Below are 14,937 nucleotides of genomic sequence, written 5' to 3'. Positions count from 1 at the left end.
GCGGCAGTACCCCGGACGTTCGGGAACCTCCGCGTCAGCTGGAGTATGCCGGTGCGACAACGTCCGAAGGAGCGCGTCATGCGAACCGGCAGTGCAGTGCAGTACGACCGCTACGGCGGCTTCGACGTCGTCGAGCTCGTCGACCAGGAACGTCCGGAGCCGGGCCCCGGCGACGTGGTCGTCGAGGTCTCGGTCGCGGGCCTGAACCACATCGAGCGGTTCCTACGTGAGGGCCGCCTGCAGGAGTTCATCGACCTCGAATTCCCGGCACACCAGGGCGTCGACTTCGCCGGCGTGGTCCGAGCCCGCGGTACCGAGGTCCGCGACCTGCACGTCGGCGACGAGGTGATGGGCCACGCGCCGCACGGCGGAGCGCACGCCACGTGGGTCACCGTGCCCCGCGGCGCGGTGGTCAAGAAGCCCGCGACGATGACGTTCGAGGTGGCCGGGAGCCTGTACCTCGCCGGCTGTACGGCGCTGTCCGTCGTGCGGGGCCTGCGGCTCGGGCCCGACGACACCGTCGTGATCAGCGCGGCTGCCGGTGGCGTCGGTCACATCGAGTGCCAGCTCGCGCGCGACGCCGGTGCGACCGTCATCGGGCTCGGCAGCCCGCGCAACCACGACGCCCTGCGGCAGATCGGCGTGCTGCCGGTGGCCTACGGCGACGGTGAGGAAGGCCGCATCACCGAGATCGCCGAGGGGCGGCCGATCACCGCCTTCATCGACAACCTCGACGGAGGGGACAACGCGGGGCTCTCGGAGCGACTCGGTGTCGCGGAGAACCGGTTCGTGTCCAGCGAGGACCGGCGAGACCTCGAGATCCGGTTCCTCCGTGCACCGGGCGACGACTCCGAGGCGGCCGAGATGCTCACGACGCTCGGCGACCTGGTCGAACGACACAAGGTGCAGTTCATCATCTCCGGGTACTACCCGTTCGAGTACATCGTCGACGCGTACGAGGACCTCGCCGAGATGCACTCCCGCGGCAAGGTCGTCGTCGGCATGCAGCCCGTGGAGACCGGGTCGCGGCTGCACTGGTACAAGTCCGAGAAGTCCCGCGACCTGCGGGACCCCGTCCCGCGGTCGGAGGCCAGCTGATCAGCTGAGGACGTCCTTCGTGGCGAAGCGGCCGTACGCCAGCGTGCCGAACACCGCGATGTAACCGAGCTGCAGCAGGGCGTTGCTGCCGAACGAGTCGAACGCGATCGGGTCGCGGAGCAGATCGCCGAACCCGAGCCACTGGTGTGAGAACAGGTAGGGGTGCAGCCAGTCGAGCTGCGGGAGCTGGTCGAGGACCTGGGAGACGCCGGCGAGGACGACGGTCGAGGCCATCGCGCCGACCGGGACGTTCGTCAGCGTGGACGCGAAGAGCCCGATCGCCGACAGCCCGAGCATCGACAACGTCACGTAGAGCGCGAGCAGCAGCGCCCGACCCGCGTACGACCATCCGTCGACCTGCGTGCCGGACAGCAGCGTCACCGGTCCGATCGGGAACAGCACGGCACCGATCGCCGCGCCGACGATGACGATCAGCAGCGTCGCCGCGAGGCAGAACGCGACCGCTCCGGCGTACTTCACGAGGATGAACCGCAGGCGTCCGGTCGGGGCGACGAGCAGGTACCGGATCGTGCCGTGGCTCGCTTCACCCGCGACGGTGTCGCCGGCGACGACACCCACGGTCAGCGGCAGGAACAGCGGGATCGACACCGTGAGCGCCGTGAACGACACGAACAGGCCGTTGTTCGTGATGTCGCCGAGGAACGCCGGACCGCCGGAGTCGTCGCCGGTCGTCAGCCGCACGGCGACGGCGATGAGGATCGGGACCAGCGCCAGTGCGCCGAGCATCGCCCAGGTGCGGCGGCGCCGGAACACGAGTGCCAGTTCGGAGCCGAGCAACGCGAACGGACGAGACGTCCGGGCAGGTGCGGTCGTGACGGTCTCAGGCTGCGACATCGAAGCCCTCCCCGGTGAGCGCGACGAAGAGGTCCTCGAGCGTGCCGCCACCGACCGCGAGGCCGCGGATCCGGACATCGGCACGGACGAGTTCGGTCGCGATCGTCTCCGGCAGGACCTCGTGTGGCAGGTCGGCGACGAGGACGTCTGCTCCGCCCTCGTGCCGCGGGGTGAGCCCGAGCCGGGTGAGCACCGCCCCCGCCTGACCCAGGTCCGGCGTGCGGACGGTCACCGTGCGGGCGCCGGCGGAGCGGAGGTCGTCGAGGGTGCCCTGCGCCACGAGCTTGCCGGTGCGCATCACCCCGGCGTGCGTGCAGACCTGCTCGATCTCGGCCAGCAGGTGACTCGACACGAACACCGTCGTGCCGTCGTCCGCCAGGGAACGGATGAGGTTCCGGACCTCTCGCGTGCCCTGCGGGTCGAGGCCGTTCGTCGGTTCGTCGAGCACCAGGAGTTCACGGGGCGAGAGCAGCGCGTTCGCCAGCCCCAGCCGCTGCTTCATGCCGAGTGAGTAGGCGTGCGCCTTCTTGTCCGCGGCGTGCGACAACCCGACGCGGTCGAGTGCGCCGGCGACGCGGGCCTTGCGGGTGCGCGGGTCGGACGTCGGGTCGGCGGCGTCGAAGCGGCTGAGATTGGCCCGGCCCGACAGGTACGGGTAGAACGCCGGTCCCTCGACGAGCGCGCCGACGCGCGGCAGCACGCTGTGCAACGCACGGGGCATCGGTTCGCCGAGGACCTCGATGCTCCCCGCGGTCGCGGACGACAGCCCGAGGAGCATCCGGATGGTGGTCGTCTTGCCGGATCCGTTCGGCCCGAGGAACCCGAACACGGATCCCCGCGGGACGGCGAGGTCGATGCCGTCGACCGCACGCTGCTTGCGGAAGACCTTCTGGAGACCCGTGGTGCGGATCGCGAGGTCCGCTGCGGTCGCCTGGTCGACCGGGTCCACCGCCGTGGGCTCGGTCGTGCTCACTTCGCGGCGGCGACCAGGGAGGACACCGGCACGGCGCCCGCGAGGACGCGGCCGTCATCCGTGAGGTAGACCGACACGAGCGAGGTCTGGATCGCCCGGCCACCGTCGACCGCCTTGGTCAGCTGGTCGAGGAGTGCGGTCGCGTCAGCGCCCGCGGACGAGGTGTCCGCAGTGCCCGCCGGGAGTTCGGCGATGGTGTCCCAGTCCGAACCAGCGAAGGTCGGTGCGTCCGCGCGGTCGAACGCGTGCTCGCCCGTGCCCGCGTGGTCCGTCGGCACGTCGGAGAGGTCCTTCGTGGTGACCTTCGCGTTCGACGGCGGGGTGAAGTCGAAGAGCCGGGCCGCCGGGGCGCCGTACTGCAGGCTCGTGAAGCGCACCTGGAACGCCGGGTCGGACTGCCCCTTCGCCTGCACCGTCGCGCGGAGCGGCAGGCCGGTCTGCTTGTCCACGGCGAGCTGCACGCTCCCGACGAGGTTGTCGGACGACTTCGGGGTGAGCACGAGCTGCCAGGCGTCGTGCCCGGCGACCGTCGTCGAGGTCGGCTTCGCGACCTTCGTGCTCGGGGTGATCGCGTCGATGGCCTTCGTCGCGATGTCCGACGGGGTCGCCGTGCCGTCCTCGAACGACTTCTGCGCGTCGGACGGCAGGGTCACGTGGGTGGCTTCGCGCTCCTTCGAGTCCCAGGTCCACACGTCGCTGCCGTTGCGGATCAGGTCCTGCTCGGCGAGCTGCTCCGTGACCTGCACGCGCTGCTTCGTCGCACCGTCGGCGTACACGCGGGCGGTGTGCGATGACGTCAGCATGCTGATCGCGTCGGAGGCGTTGCCTTCGAGGGACGATCCGCCGGAGCCGGTGGGGAGCTCGGGGAGTCCGAGATCGCTCGTCTGCGAGAGCTTGCCGGAGTACTGCGCGTCCGAGGACTTCGCGACGCTGGCGATCACCTCGGCGGCGGTCGGGTTCGATCCGGCGAGCGGGGTGCTCGCGGCGTTGGCGAGGGCGGGAGCGGCGATGGCGCCGGCGACGACCACCGGAGCGATGACGGCTGGCAGCCAGGCGGACTTCTTCATCGGTGGTTCCCTCTCCTCGGATGGCGCGTTCGAGACGTCAGCACACTAGGTCCGGCAACCGACAGTCCGCTGTGCACCTGACGCTCCGCGGATCGTTCGTAGACTCGGAGCTGACCGGGCGACGGTCGATGGCGGCGAAGGAGGCGGCATGCGGGCGGTGCTCGGTCTGGACATCGGGACGTCGAGCACGAAGGCACTGCTCGTGCGGGTCGACGGCACCGTGATCGCCGAGGTCGGCCGCCACCACGACGTCGACCGACCCGAGCAGGGACTCGTCGAGATGGACGCCGCCGTCTGGTGGGACGAGTTCCGCGAGCTGACGCGGGAGCTCCTCGCGCTGGCACCCGACGCAGTCGTCGAGTCCGTCGGGGTCAGCGGCATCGGCCCGTGCGTGCTCCTCACCGACGACGCCGGCGACCCGCTCCGCCCGGCGATCCTCTACGGCGTCGACACCCGGACGTCCGGCATGCTCGACGACCTGACGGCGGAGCTCGGCGGCGAGGACGTCGTCCGTGCACGCTGCGGATCGGCGCTCAGCACCCAGGCGGCCGGCGCGAAGCTCGCCTGGGTCGCGCGGAACGAACCCGAGGTGTGGGCGAGGTCCGCGCGCTTCACGATGCCCTCGTCCCGGATCGTCGAACTGCTCACGGGGGAGTACGTCCTCGACCACCACTCGGCGAGCCAGACGACCCCGCTCTACGACGTCCACACGAACGAGTGGATCCCCGAGTGGTGCGCGCGGATCGCACCCGACCTGCCCATGCCCCGACTGCTCTGGTCCGGTGACGCCGCCGGGACGGTGACCGACGAGGCGGCCGCGGCCACGGGCCTCCCGGCGGGGATCCCCGTGACCGCGGGGACCATCGACGCGTGGGCCGAGGGCGTGAGCGTCGGTGAGTCCGGGCCGGGACGGATGTTCCTGCAGTACGGCACCACGATGTTCATGATCGTCCCGACCGACGCGCCCACGTCGGTGCCGGGGATGTGGACGACGGTCGGGACGCACCCCGGCCAGCCGTCGGTGTCCGGGGGGATGGCGACCTCCGGCGCGATCACGGAGTGGCTCCGCAAGCTCGTGGACGGCGACTGGCCGTCCATGCTGGGCGAGGCCGACGCTGCCGGGATCGGGGCGAACGGGTTGCTCATGCTGCCGTACTTCGCGGGGGAGCGGACGCCGATCGCGGACCCGGACGCGCGGGGTGTGATCGCGGGGTTGACCGTGCGGCACACCCGCGGCGACCTGTACCGGGCGACGCTCGAGGCGACGGCGTACGCGGTGCGGCACAACGTCGAGGTGCTGCGGGAGGCGGGAGTTCCGGTGCGCGAGCTGGTCGGGGCGGGCGGGGGACTGCTCGGGCGGCTCTGGCCGACGATCGTCAGCGACGTGACGGGTCTGCCGCAGACGATCCCGTCGGTGACCGTGGGGGCGTCCTACGGGTCGGCGTTCCTGGCGGCGGCGCTCGTGGCGGACGTCGACATCCGGCGGTGGAACCCGCCGGTGACGGTCATCGAGCCTGACCCCGACGCGCACGCGGCGTACGGGCCCGGGTACGAGGACTACCGCGAGCTCTACGAGGCGACGAAGTCGGTCGTGCACCGCCTGGCCGCGCGCGGTTGACGCGCGCGGCACCGCCCCTGTGTGGTGGCGCGATCGCACCCCCGGACGAACATCGCGCCCCGTCGGGACGGGGCGCGATGTCCGCAGCGGGGCGCGACCTCGGCGCGACCCCGGGGAGCCCTACGCGGACGCGTCGACGCCGGCGGGGGCGCTGCCGTCGTATTCGCAGATCGCGGCGACCTTCGACGCGCTGGCGGAAGCGGGGTCGAACTCGTAGCCCAGCCACTCACGAGCGAGGCGCCGTGCGAGCTCCACGCCGATGACCCGCTGCCCCATGCAGAGGACCTGGGCGTCGTTCGACAGGACCGAGCGCTCGACGCTGAACGAGTCGTGCGCGGTGACGGCCCGGATCCCGGGGACCTTGTTCGCGCTGATCGCGACGCCGAGCCCGGTGCCGCAGATCAGGATGGCACGGTCGGCCTCACCGTTCGCCACCATCCGGGCAGCGTCCACGGCGACGTGCGGGTAGGCGGTGTGCCCGTCCGCGTCCACTCCGACGTCGGTGACGTCCGAGACCCGGTCGTCGGCCAGCAGGTCCTGCTTGATGACCTCCTTGTAGTCGAATCCGGCATCGTCCGAGCCGATCACGAGACGGTACGTCATGCGTGTGTCCCTTCCTTGTCTGCTGCACGGGTGGCGAGGACCTCGCCGACACGCGTCAGGATCATCCCCATCGAGGTGGCACCCGCGTCGGGTGTCCCCAGGCTCTTCTCCGCCAGCGGTCGGGCACGCCCGACCTTCGGCGTGAGGTCGGCGGTCTTCACGGCCTCGTCACGAGCCACTTCCGCGGCGCCTTGCCATGCGGAAGCGAGCGACTGGCCGGCCGTGACCGAGGAATCCAGCGCAGCGACGAACGGCAACAGTGCGTCGAGGAGCGTCTTGTCCCCTCGCGACGCCCCGCCGAGGTGCACGATCGAGTCCGCGAAGGCCTGCGCGGCGGCCACGACGTCCGACGCCTCGTACGCGTCCCGGTCGTCGCCGAGCGAGCGGCCGAAGGCCTCGAGCGCCGCACCCCACAGGACCCCGGAGGTGCCGCCCGCGAACTCGGCCCACGCGTCACCGGCGCGTCCGAGGACGAAGGCGACCCCTGCCTCCTGTCCGACCCGGTCGACCGCCTTGCGGGCGGCACCGATCCCCTTGACCATGCCGCGACCGTGGTCGCCGTCACCGGCGACCGCGTCGATCCGGCCGAGTTCCTCCTCGTGCTCACGGAGGAGTGCGTCGATCGCCTCGACCGCGCTGCGGACCGTCTGCGCCGCCTGCCTGGAGGCATCGGTCGCCTCCGGCACGACGGTCGCCGCCTCCTCGGCGTCGGCCACCGCCTCGGCCGGCACGAGCGCGCTGACCGGCGCCGCCACCTTGCGGTACGCGGGCGTGTACGCGTCGGCGCGCCACAGCGCTTCGAGCTCGTCGTCGAGCCACTGCAGCGTGAGGGAGCAGCCGCCCATGTCGAGGCTCGTCACGAGTTCGCCGACCTCGGGTTCGACGACCTCGATGCCGGCGTCCCGGAGCAGCGGGAGCACCCGGCCCCAGAGCAGGAACAGTTCTTCGTACTTCGTGTCGCCGAGGCCGTTCAGGATCGGCGCGACGCGCGTGCCGGCTCCGGCGGGGCGGTCGTCGAGCAGCCGCGACACCAGCAGGGACGCGAGCTCGGTCGCGCGGAGGAGTGGGACGTCCTCGATGCCGGGTTCGCCGTGGATGCCGAGTCCGAGGCCGAGGTGACCGTCCGGCACGGTGAACAGCGGCTCGGTCGCGCCGGGCATGGTGCAGCCGGCGAACGCGACGCCGATCGTGCGGGTCGCCGCGTTGGACGCGTTCCCGATGCGCTCGACCTCGTCGAGGGTGGCGCCGGAGGCGGCGGCCGCGCCCATCGCCTTGAACACCGAGAAGTCCCCGGCGATCCCGCGGCGCTTCGACTCCTCGTCCGCGCTCGCGATGTCGTCGGTGACGATCACGATCCGCGTGTCGATGCCCTCGGCGTTCAACCGCTCGGCGGCGAGCCCGAAGTTCATCGTGTCGCCGGCGTAGTTGCCGAACGACAGCACGACGCCCTTGCCCTGGTCGGCGGCCTTGGCGACCGCGTAGACCTGGGCGGTCGACGGCGAGGTGAAGATGTTGCCGACGACGGCGCCGGTGGCGAAGCCGGGGCCGACCACGCCGCAGAACGCGGGGTAGTGACCGGATCCGCCGCCGACGACGACCGCGACCTGCGGATCCGCCCCCTCGGTCGGCAGGGCGACGACGCCGCCGTGGACACCGCGCACCCGGTCGGCGTACAGCACGAGCCAGCCGGCGAGCTGGTCCTCCGCGAACTCGTCCGGGTCGTCGTGGATCGTGGTCATGTGGTGCTGTCCTTCGTGTGGAGGTGGATGGTGCACCGGGCGACGACGGGACGGCCGCCGTCGCCCGGAACTCAGTGTGCGCTCGTGGCCTGGGACGACGTTCGACCGTGCGCGCCCGTCTCGCCCTGCGGGACCTTGAGGAAGTGGATCATCACGAACGCGCAGGCGTAGAGGCCGACGAACGTCCACGTCACGGCCTGGCCGCCACCACCGAGGGCGAGGACCGCTGCCACGACACCGGTGCCGAGGAACGCCGCGCCGCCGGCAGCCGTCGTGTACATCGCCATCGCTGCGCCCTTGTGCTCCGGGGCGAGCGCCGGCATGATCGCGCCCATCGGGACGAAGCCGGCGAGCAGGCAGCCGAACACGCACCCGGCGATCACGGAGAGCACGTAGCCCCAGGTCGACCCGGCGGGGACGAGCTGCGGGACGTACCACCAGGCGACGAGGCCGATCGCGGAGCCCATGATGCCGAACCATTTGACGGTGCGCTGCCAGCCGATCTTGTCGCCGACCCAGCCGAACAGGGCGTTCACGAGGATGTTCGTCGCGTAGACGCACACCGTCATGAGCAGCCACCGGCTCTGTCCCCAGCCGCGCTCGTTCGCGATGACGGCGGGCAGGACGACGAACATGCCGAACTCGGGCGCCGTGTTGATCAGGCGGACGAGGAAGCCCATCAGGATCTTCGGGCGGGTGGCGGTCAGCCGGATGCCGCTCGTCAGCACGCGCCAGGCGCTCTCGCCCTCCGGTGCGATCCGCGAGAACCCGTTCGGCAGCCGGACGCCGAACAGCAGGATCAGGAAGCCGATCACGACCAGGCCGATCGAGGCGACCATCGCGCCGGTCTCGCCGACCGTACCGCCGCCGAAGACCGGGATCGCGCCGATCGCGAAGAGCGACCCGAGCGTGGGCAGGCCGCCGGTGAAGGCGACGTAGAACCAGCCGACGGCCGAGCCGTTGCGCTCCACCGGCGTGGTGATGTTCACCCACACCAGGAAGGCGAAGGCGAAGAGCGGGTACCCGAAGCCACGGATCGCGTAGGTCACGGCGGCGAAGGGCACGCTGCCCAGGCCGAGCGCGATGAGGAACAGGACCTCGAACACCACCCAGACCGCGAACCCGATGATCATCACCTTGCGCGGCCCGATCAGGTCGGCGAGGGCGCCGGAGATGTAGCTGCCGACCAGCGCCGCGAGGCTGTAGAACGTCACGATGGTCGCGACGGTGGCCTCGGGCGAACCGAGGACCGCGACCATGTGCGGCGTGATGAAGTTCGACTCGACGCCGTTCCCGGTCATGAAGACCAGGACGGCGAGGAAGCCGAGGGCGAGCGGGCGCGGGATGCCCATCTTGTCGAGGCGGCCCTCGACCCGGGGTGCAGTGGGCGCGCCGGTGGCACGCTGTGTCGTCGTTGACAAGTGCTTCTCCTGCTGGGTTCGTTCGTTCAGGACATCGACGGGATGATCGAGACCTTGACGCTGGCGCCGGCGGAGTCGCCGACCAGGTCGAGGGCCTCCTGGAACCGCTCGAGCGGGAACTGGTGCGTGCAGATCTCCGACATCGGCAGCGTCTCGGTCTCGATCAGCTTGATCGCCGCCGGCCAGGTGTGCGGGCCGAGGTGGGCACCGCGGATGTCGAGCTCCTTGTCGTCGGAGATGATCGACCAGTCGACGGAGACGTTGTCCTTGAAGACCGAGTACTCGACGAACGTGCCGAGCTTGCGGAGCAGGTTGAGTCCCTGCGGCACCGCGGACGGGTGGCCGGTCGCCTCGATGTAGACGTCGGCGCCGTAGCCGTCGGTGAGTTCCTTGACGCGGGCGACGGCGTCCTCGTTCGCGATGTTGATCGTCAGGTCGGCGCCGACCTTGCGGGCGAGCTCCAGCTTGGCGTCGACGACGTCGAGCGCGATGATGCGCAGCGGGTTCTTCTGACGGGCACCGGCGATGGCGGACAGGCCGATCGGGCCGGCGCCGGCGATCACGACGGTGTCGCCGAACTTGATGTCGCCGCGCTCGACGGCGTGGAAGGCGCACGAGAGGGGCTCGGCGAAGGCGGCGATCTGGCCGGGCAGGGCGTGCGACACCGGGTGCGTCAGCGCCTTGGCCGGGACGAGGACGTACTCGGCCATCGCGCCGTCGTAGCCCTTGAAACCGAACATGTCGTGCACGTTGCACATCCAGTACGCGCCCTCGAGGCAGTACTTGCACTCCCAGCACGGCACGATCTGCTCGCAGGCGATGCGGTCACCGATCGAGACCTTGCGCTTGGTGAGCGTGTCGTCGTCGCCGGAGACGATCGTGCCGACGAACTCGTGCCCGGGGATGCGGTCCTTCTCGGCCCACGCCGGGCGGTTCTCGTCGCCCCAGAACTTCGCGGCGCCGTGGTAGCACTTCAGGTCGCTCGCGCAGATGCCGACCGCGTCCGTGCGGAGCAGGAGCTCTCCGGGACCGGGTGTCGGCACGGGGCGGGTCTCGAGGCGGTAGTCGCCAGGGCCGTGGACGACGACGGCACGCATCGTCGTCGGGATGGTCGTGTCGGCCGTGGTGCTGGCCGTGGTCTGCGTCGTCGTCGACATCAGCTGCTCCTTCGTTGGGTCGCTTCGGCGTCGACTGTACACCTCTCGGAACGTTTGTCCAGAACACAATTTCTGGTAGGTTCGGCATGGCGGCACCGCAGCCGCATCGTGATCGCAAGGGAGCGCACCATGACCACCGACTTCGCCGCCGCACTCCGCCCCGGTCCGGACACCGTCGACCTGACGAACGACTTCACCGGTCGCACCGCGATCGTCACCGGGGGCGCATCGGGGATCGGCAACGCCATCGCCAGGGCGCTCGCCGAACGAGGTGCCCGCGTCGCGATCGTCGACGTCCGGTCCGACGGTGCATCGGATGCCGCCGCTGCACTGACCGGAGACCACCACGCCGGATTCGGGTGCGACGTCACCGACGAGACCTCCGTCGCACGCACGATCGCCGACGTCGTCGACGGCTTCGGGCGCATCGACGTGCTCGTGAACTGCGCCGGCATCGTCGCGCTCGCCCCCGCCGAGGACCTCGAGCCGGGTGCATGGGCGAAGACCATCGACGTCAACCTCACCGGCACCTACCGCGTCGCCCAGGCCGCTGGGCGTCACATGCTCGCCGCCGGGTACGGCCGCATCGTGAACATCGCATCGCAGGCGGCACACGTCGGCATCGACGGGCACGCCGCGTACTGCGCGTCGAAGGCCGGCGTCATCGGCATGACCCGAGTCCTCGCCCTCGAGTGGGGCGGACGCGGTGTCACCGTGAACACCGTGTCGCCGACCGTCGTGCTGACCGACCTCGGCAAGGCCGCCTGGGCGAACGAGAACGGCATCAGGCACCAGGACGAGATCCCGACCGGACGCTTCGCGACCCCGGAGGAGATCGCCGCGGCCGTGGTGTTCCTCGCCGGGGAGTCGAGCGCGATGGTGAACGGGGCCGACCTCCGCGTGGACGGCGGGTTCACGATCCGGTGACCCGCGCCGGGACTACGATCACGGTGTCCATCCGCGACGCCGGACACGTGGTCGGCGTCCACCCCGAGGGAAGGTCCCGCTCCATGTCCGCCGAGTCATCTCCCACGGACGCCGGGCGCAGCCGCTTCCCGCTCGACACGGTGTACCAGGCCGCGCGGATGTACTACCTCGAGGACGCCACGCAGGTCGAGATCGCCTCGCGCCTCGGCGTCTCCCGGCCGACGGTCTCCCGACTGGTCGCCGAGGCCAGGCGCGCGGGACTCGTCCGCATCGAGGTCGTCGACCCGTTCCAGGACGAGACCGTCGCGCTCGCCGAACGGCTCCAGGTGGTCCTCGGGCTCCGCGCCGTCCACCTCGCCGCGGTGACGCACAGGGCGACGCTCGGTGCCGACCTCGCCGCTCCGCTCGCGGCAGCCGTCGACGGCATGGCGCTCGTCCCCGGTGACGCGGTCCTGATGTCGTCCGGCCGCACGGTCTACGACGTCGCCCACGCCGGCATGCCCCCGCTCGCCGGTGTGCAGCTCGTCCCGACGGTGGGTGGTCAGGCGGACCCGATGCCGTGGTTCCAGACGAACGAGATCACCCGGACCGCGGCCGAGCGCTCCGGTGCGATCCCGGCGTTCCTGTTCGCGCAGGCGTTGCCGTCCGAGGCGATGCGCGCCTCCCTCGACGAGGACCCGGCGTTCCAGCACGTCATCGGGCTGTGGAGCCGGGCGAAGGGCGCGATCCTCGGCATCGGCGCACCCACCCCGACCCGCGACGCTCTCGCGCGGGGCGTCCCGGTCGAGGACCAGGCCTTCGACCGGGCGGCCGGTGACGTCTGCCTGAACTTCTACGCGCCGGACGGGTCGGCGATCGAGTTCCCCGGCAGCGACCGCATGGTCAGGACGTCGCGCGAGGTGCTCGCCGCGGTCCCGCACGCCGTGGGCATGGCGGTCGGCGAGTCGAAGGTGCCCAGCATCATCGGCGCCGTCCGCGGCGGCCTGGTCAACGAGCTGGTGACGGACGCCGCGACGGCGCGCGCGCTGCTCGACGCGCTGGCCTGAGCCACCCACCGGACGGGAGGCTCGTGGCGGCCCCGCCACGAGCCTCCCGTCCGCCCTGGACGCACGTTCGCACCCATCGCACCCGCCCTGGTAGGCGGAAACGCGCGTGGGCGGTCGGAAAAACTGACCTCCGACGCGCGATTCGACCTGCTACGCGCGATTGCGCCGCACGTCCCAGAGGTGGTGCACCGGGTCGTGTGCGTAGTACGTCGCGAGGCTCGCGACCGTGAACGCACTGCCGTCGGACCGCAGCCCCGTGCGGGAGAGCTGGTCGTCCCGGACCTCGTCGAACGCCCGCGCCGCACGGTGTGCGGCCTCGCCGAGCTCCCGCGCCACGACCGACGGGTCCTGCTCGCCGTAGTGGTCGGCCTCGGCGGTGGCGTCCTGGTCCCAGTTCGGGAAGGTCGGGGCGTCCTCGGCGAGCATGAGCTCCAGCCGTTCGGTCATCTTCCGGTGCACGTCGCGGACGTGGGCGCCGTACTCGAGTGGCGACCATGTGTGGTCGTCCGGGCGGTCGCGGACGCCGTTCCGCGCGAGTTCCGCTGGCCAGCCGGTGGCGTTCGCCTCGATGATCCCCGGCACGTCGCGGATCGTCACCGTGCTGCCGTCGTAGCCGCACTCGGGGCACGCGGCCTCGATGACCCAGGTCCAGTTCTTCGTGTCCGGTTCGATCGCCATGACGCGATGTTATGACCTCGTTACTCAGGTCTGTGGTTCCCCATGGACACGCGGGAGCGCGGTGACCCCCGTCCGGGTGACACGCCGTTGCCTGTGAATCACCGGCCAATGACATTTCGGTTGCTCGGTAACGTTCGACGCCGTTCACGACCGGTTGCCCGAACCGATCGAGCCCGGCGAACCGGCCGGGCGATGACCCGAGGAGAAGTGCATGGGTTCCGACCCCGGTAGTACCCCCACCCGACCGCGTCGACGGCTCCGCCAGAGCGACGTCACGGTGGTCGACAAGAGCATGATGCGCAAGGCCGTCGGCGGCATGGTCGTCGGCAACACGATGGAGTGGTACGACGTCGGCGTCTACGGCTACCTCGCCGTCACGATGGGGCGGGTCTTCCTGCCGACCGCCGAACCAGCGGTCCAGATCCTGTTCAGTCTCGGTGTCTTCGCCGCGACGTACATCGCCCGGCCGCTCGGGGGGATCGTCTTCGGGCGCCTCGGCGACAAGGTCGGGCGCCAGAAGGTCCTCGCGACCACGCTGATCATGATGGCGGCGTCGACGTTCCTCATCGGAGCGCTGCCGGACTACGCGCTGATCGGTGCCGCCGCGCCCGTGCTGCTCGTCGTGCTCAAGCTGCTGCAGGGCTTCTCGACCGGTGGTGAGTACGCCGGTGCCACGACCTTCATCACCGAGTACGCGCCCGATCGTCGTCGCGGGTTCTTCGCGAGCTTCCTCGACTTCGGGAGCTACATGGGCTTCGCCCTCGGTGCGGCGGTCGTCTCCGTGCTCCAGGTCTCGCTGGGTGAGGAGACCATGACCGCGTGGGGGTGGCGTCTGCCGTTCCTCCTCGCCGGCGTGATCGGCACCGTCGCGATCTACTTCCGCCTGCGCATCGAGGAGTCGCCGGTGTTCCAGGCGACCCAGGCCGCACAGGCCGCTGCGACCGACGCGATCGCGGAGGCCCAGGGCCGCCCGCGCAACGTCTTCGTGATGGTCAAGGAGCACTGGCGTCCGATCGTCATCGCCGTGATGCTCGTCGCGGCGTCGAACACCGTCGGCTACGCGCTGACCTCGTACATGCCGACCTACCTCACCGACTCGCTCGGGTACTCCGCACTCGACGGCACGCTGCTCACGATCCCCGTGCTCGTGCTCCTCGCCGTGATGCTGCCGCTGACCGGCAAGCTGTCCGACAAGCTCGGCCGTCGCGTCGTGATGTGGATCGGTGCGGCGACGACCGTCGTGCTCGTCATCCCGGCGTTCATGCTCATCGGCCACGGTGCGCAGTGGTCGACGCTGCTCGGTCTCGGGCTGCTCGCGCTGATGACCGCGCTGTGGGTGTCGAACCAGGCCGCGTCGCTGCCGGCGCTCTTCCCGACGAACACGCGGTACGGCGGCATGGGCTTCGCGTACAACATCGCGATCGCCGTGTTCGGTGGGACGACGCCGCTCATCGTGCAGGCGCTCCTGACGTGGACCGGCGACGAGCTGGCACCGGCGTACTTCCTCATGGCGATGAGTGTCATCGGCGCGGTCGGGGTGTTCTGCATGAAGGAGTCCTCGCGGCGCCCGCTGCCCGGGTCGATGCCGGCGGTGGAGTCCGACGACGAGGCCCGCGAGCTCGTGCTCACCCAGGACACGAACCCGAACCTCGACCTCGGCGACCTGCCGTTCGCGGCCGAGGACGCCGCCCGCGAGGCGCGCGAGCTGTCCGCCGCGCGCTGAGGGCGCGCCGGCTTGGCCGATCGCGCCCCGTG

The 14,937-nt window shown here is 70.9% G+C and carries 13 protein-coding genes; 5 read left to right on the top strand and 8 right to left on the bottom strand.

The window, feature by feature from the left end; all coding sequences use genetic code 11:
• Positions 1-78: 78 nt before the first annotated feature.
• Positions 79-1,098, top strand: a complete 1,020-nt coding sequence (locus QK288_RS16280) for an NADP-dependent oxidoreductase (RefSeq protein ID WP_281265313.1) — start codon at positions 79-81, stop codon at positions 1,096-1,098.
• On the opposite strand, the gene QK288_RS16275 is transcribed toward QK288_RS16280, so the two are convergent.
• From QK288_RS16275 to QK288_RS16265, 3 genes are read right to left on the bottom strand one after another with little or no spacing between them, the layout of a single operon-like run.
• Entirely contained in the window at positions 1,099-1,953 is an 855-nt protein-coding gene (locus QK288_RS16275; RefSeq protein WP_281265312.1) for an ABC transporter permease, read from the bottom strand.
• The gene (locus tag QK288_RS16270) at positions 1,940-2,926 is read right to left on the bottom strand and encodes an ATP-binding cassette domain-containing protein (RefSeq protein ID WP_281265311.1); all 987 of its coding nucleotides are present in this window, start codon (positions 2,924-2,926) and stop codon (positions 1,940-1,942) included. The genes QK288_RS16275 and QK288_RS16270 overlap by 14 nt, the downstream gene beginning before the upstream one ends.
• Positions 2,923-3,993: an outer membrane lipoprotein carrier protein LolA gene (locus QK288_RS16265; protein WP_281265310.1), complete on the bottom strand. Its 1,071-nt coding sequence runs from the start codon at positions 3,991-3,993 to the stop codon at positions 2,923-2,925. The genes QK288_RS16270 and QK288_RS16265 overlap by 4 nt, the downstream gene beginning before the upstream one ends.
• Before the next feature lie 148 nt (positions 3,994-4,141).
• Between QK288_RS16265 and QK288_RS16260 the strand changes: the two genes are divergently transcribed.
• Positions 4,142-5,611, top strand: a complete 1,470-nt coding sequence (locus QK288_RS16260) for an FGGY family carbohydrate kinase (RefSeq protein ID WP_281265309.1) — start codon at positions 4,142-4,144, stop codon at positions 5,609-5,611.
• 120 nt (positions 5,612-5,731) lie between these two features.
• Here QK288_RS16260 and QK288_RS16255 read toward each other — a convergent pair whose 3' ends face one another.
• The 4 genes from QK288_RS16255 to QK288_RS16240 all read right to left on the bottom strand — a co-directional run bounded on the left by QK288_RS16255 (position 5,732) and on the right by QK288_RS16240 (position 10,531).
• Positions 5,732-6,214, bottom strand: a complete 483-nt coding sequence (locus QK288_RS16255) for a ribose-5-phosphate isomerase (protein ID WP_281265308.1) — start codon at positions 6,212-6,214, stop codon at positions 5,732-5,734.
• Positions 6,211-7,953, bottom strand: coding sequence for a dihydroxyacetone kinase family protein (locus tag QK288_RS16250; RefSeq protein WP_281265307.1), 1,743 nt, complete (start codon positions 7,951-7,953; stop codon positions 6,211-6,213). The genes QK288_RS16255 and QK288_RS16250 overlap by 4 nt, the downstream gene beginning before the upstream one ends.
• Positions 7,954-8,024: 71 nt before the next feature.
• Positions 8,025-9,374 (bottom strand): MFS transporter, encoded by a 1,350-nt coding sequence (locus QK288_RS16245; RefSeq protein WP_281265306.1) that lies wholly within the window; start codon positions 9,372-9,374, stop codon positions 8,025-8,027.
• A gap of 26 nt (positions 9,375-9,400) precedes the next feature.
• Positions 9,401-10,531, bottom strand: a complete 1,131-nt coding sequence (locus QK288_RS16240; RefSeq protein ID WP_281265305.1) for a zinc-binding dehydrogenase — start codon at positions 10,529-10,531, stop codon at positions 9,401-9,403.
• 129 nt (positions 10,532-10,660) lie between these two features.
• On the opposite strand from QK288_RS16240, the gene QK288_RS16235 reads away from it, so the two are divergent.
• Complete coding sequence (locus tag QK288_RS16235; RefSeq protein ID WP_281265304.1) at positions 10,661-11,458, top strand: GolD/DthD family dehydrogenase; 798 nt, start codon at positions 10,661-10,663, stop codon at positions 11,456-11,458.
• A gap of 83 nt (positions 11,459-11,541) precedes the next feature.
• Positions 11,542-12,504, top strand: a complete 963-nt coding sequence (locus QK288_RS16230) for a sugar-binding domain-containing protein (RefSeq protein ID WP_281265303.1) — start codon at positions 11,542-11,544, stop codon at positions 12,502-12,504.
• Between the two features lie 150 nt (positions 12,505-12,654).
• On the opposite strand, the gene QK288_RS16225 is transcribed toward QK288_RS16230, so the two are convergent.
• A complete protein-coding gene (locus tag QK288_RS16225) occupies positions 12,655-13,182 on the bottom strand; it encodes a DinB family protein (protein ID WP_281265302.1) in 528 nt (175 codons plus the stop codon).
• 211 nt (positions 13,183-13,393) lie between these two features.
• On the opposite strand from QK288_RS16225, the gene QK288_RS16220 reads away from it, so the two are divergent.
• Positions 13,394-14,905 carry an MFS transporter gene (locus QK288_RS16220; protein WP_281265301.1) on the top strand — a complete coding sequence of 504 codons (1,512 nt, stop codon included), beginning with the start codon at positions 13,394-13,396 and terminating at the stop codon, positions 14,903-14,905.
• Positions 14,906-14,937: the final 32 nt, after the last annotated feature.

The sequence above is a fragment of the Curtobacterium sp. 9128 genome (assembly GCF_900086645.1).
Classification (GTDB): domain Bacteria; phylum Actinomycetota; class Actinomycetes; order Actinomycetales; family Microbacteriaceae; genus Curtobacterium.
The sequence above is the reverse complement of the archived record's forward strand: the minus strand, read 5'-3'. Positions and strand labels throughout refer to the sequence as shown.

What these genes read in the sequence shown, in the direction of transcription:
- QK288_RS16280 (WP_281265313.1), top strand. Translation starts at nt 79, where the DNA reads ATGCGAACCGGCAGTGCAGTGCAGTACGACCGCTACGGCGGCTTCGAC.
- QK288_RS16275 (WP_281265312.1), bottom strand. Translation starts at nt 1,953, where the DNA reads ATGTCGCAGCCTGAGACCGTCACGACCGCACCTGCCCGGACGTCTCGT.
- QK288_RS16265 (WP_281265310.1), bottom strand. Translation starts at nt 3,993, where the DNA reads ATGAAGAAGTCCGCCTGGCTGCCAGCCGTCATCGCTCCGGTGGTCGTC.
- QK288_RS16260 (WP_281265309.1), top strand. Translation starts at nt 4,142, where the DNA reads ATGCGGGCGGTGCTCGGTCTGGACATCGGGACGTCGAGCACGAAGGCA.
- QK288_RS16255 (WP_281265308.1), bottom strand. Translation starts at nt 6,214, where the DNA reads ATGACGTACCGTCTCGTGATCGGCTCGGACGATGCCGGATTCGACTAC.
- QK288_RS16250 (WP_281265307.1), bottom strand. Translation starts at nt 7,953, where the DNA reads ATGACCACGATCCACGACGACCCGGACGAGTTCGCGGAGGACCAGCTC.
- QK288_RS16240 (WP_281265305.1), bottom strand. Translation starts at nt 10,531, where the DNA reads ATGTCGACGACGACGCAGACCACGGCCAGCACCACGGCCGACACGACC.
- QK288_RS16235 (WP_281265304.1), top strand. Translation starts at nt 10,661, where the DNA reads ATGACCACCGACTTCGCCGCCGCACTCCGCCCCGGTCCGGACACCGTC.
- QK288_RS16230 (WP_281265303.1), top strand. Translation starts at nt 11,542, where the DNA reads ATGTCCGCCGAGTCATCTCCCACGGACGCCGGGCGCAGCCGCTTCCCG.
- QK288_RS16225 (WP_281265302.1), bottom strand. Translation starts at nt 13,182, where the DNA reads ATGGCGATCGAACCGGACACGAAGAACTGGACCTGGGTCATCGAGGCC.
- QK288_RS16220 (WP_281265301.1), top strand. Translation starts at nt 13,394, where the DNA reads ATGGGTTCCGACCCCGGTAGTACCCCCACCCGACCGCGTCGACGGCTC.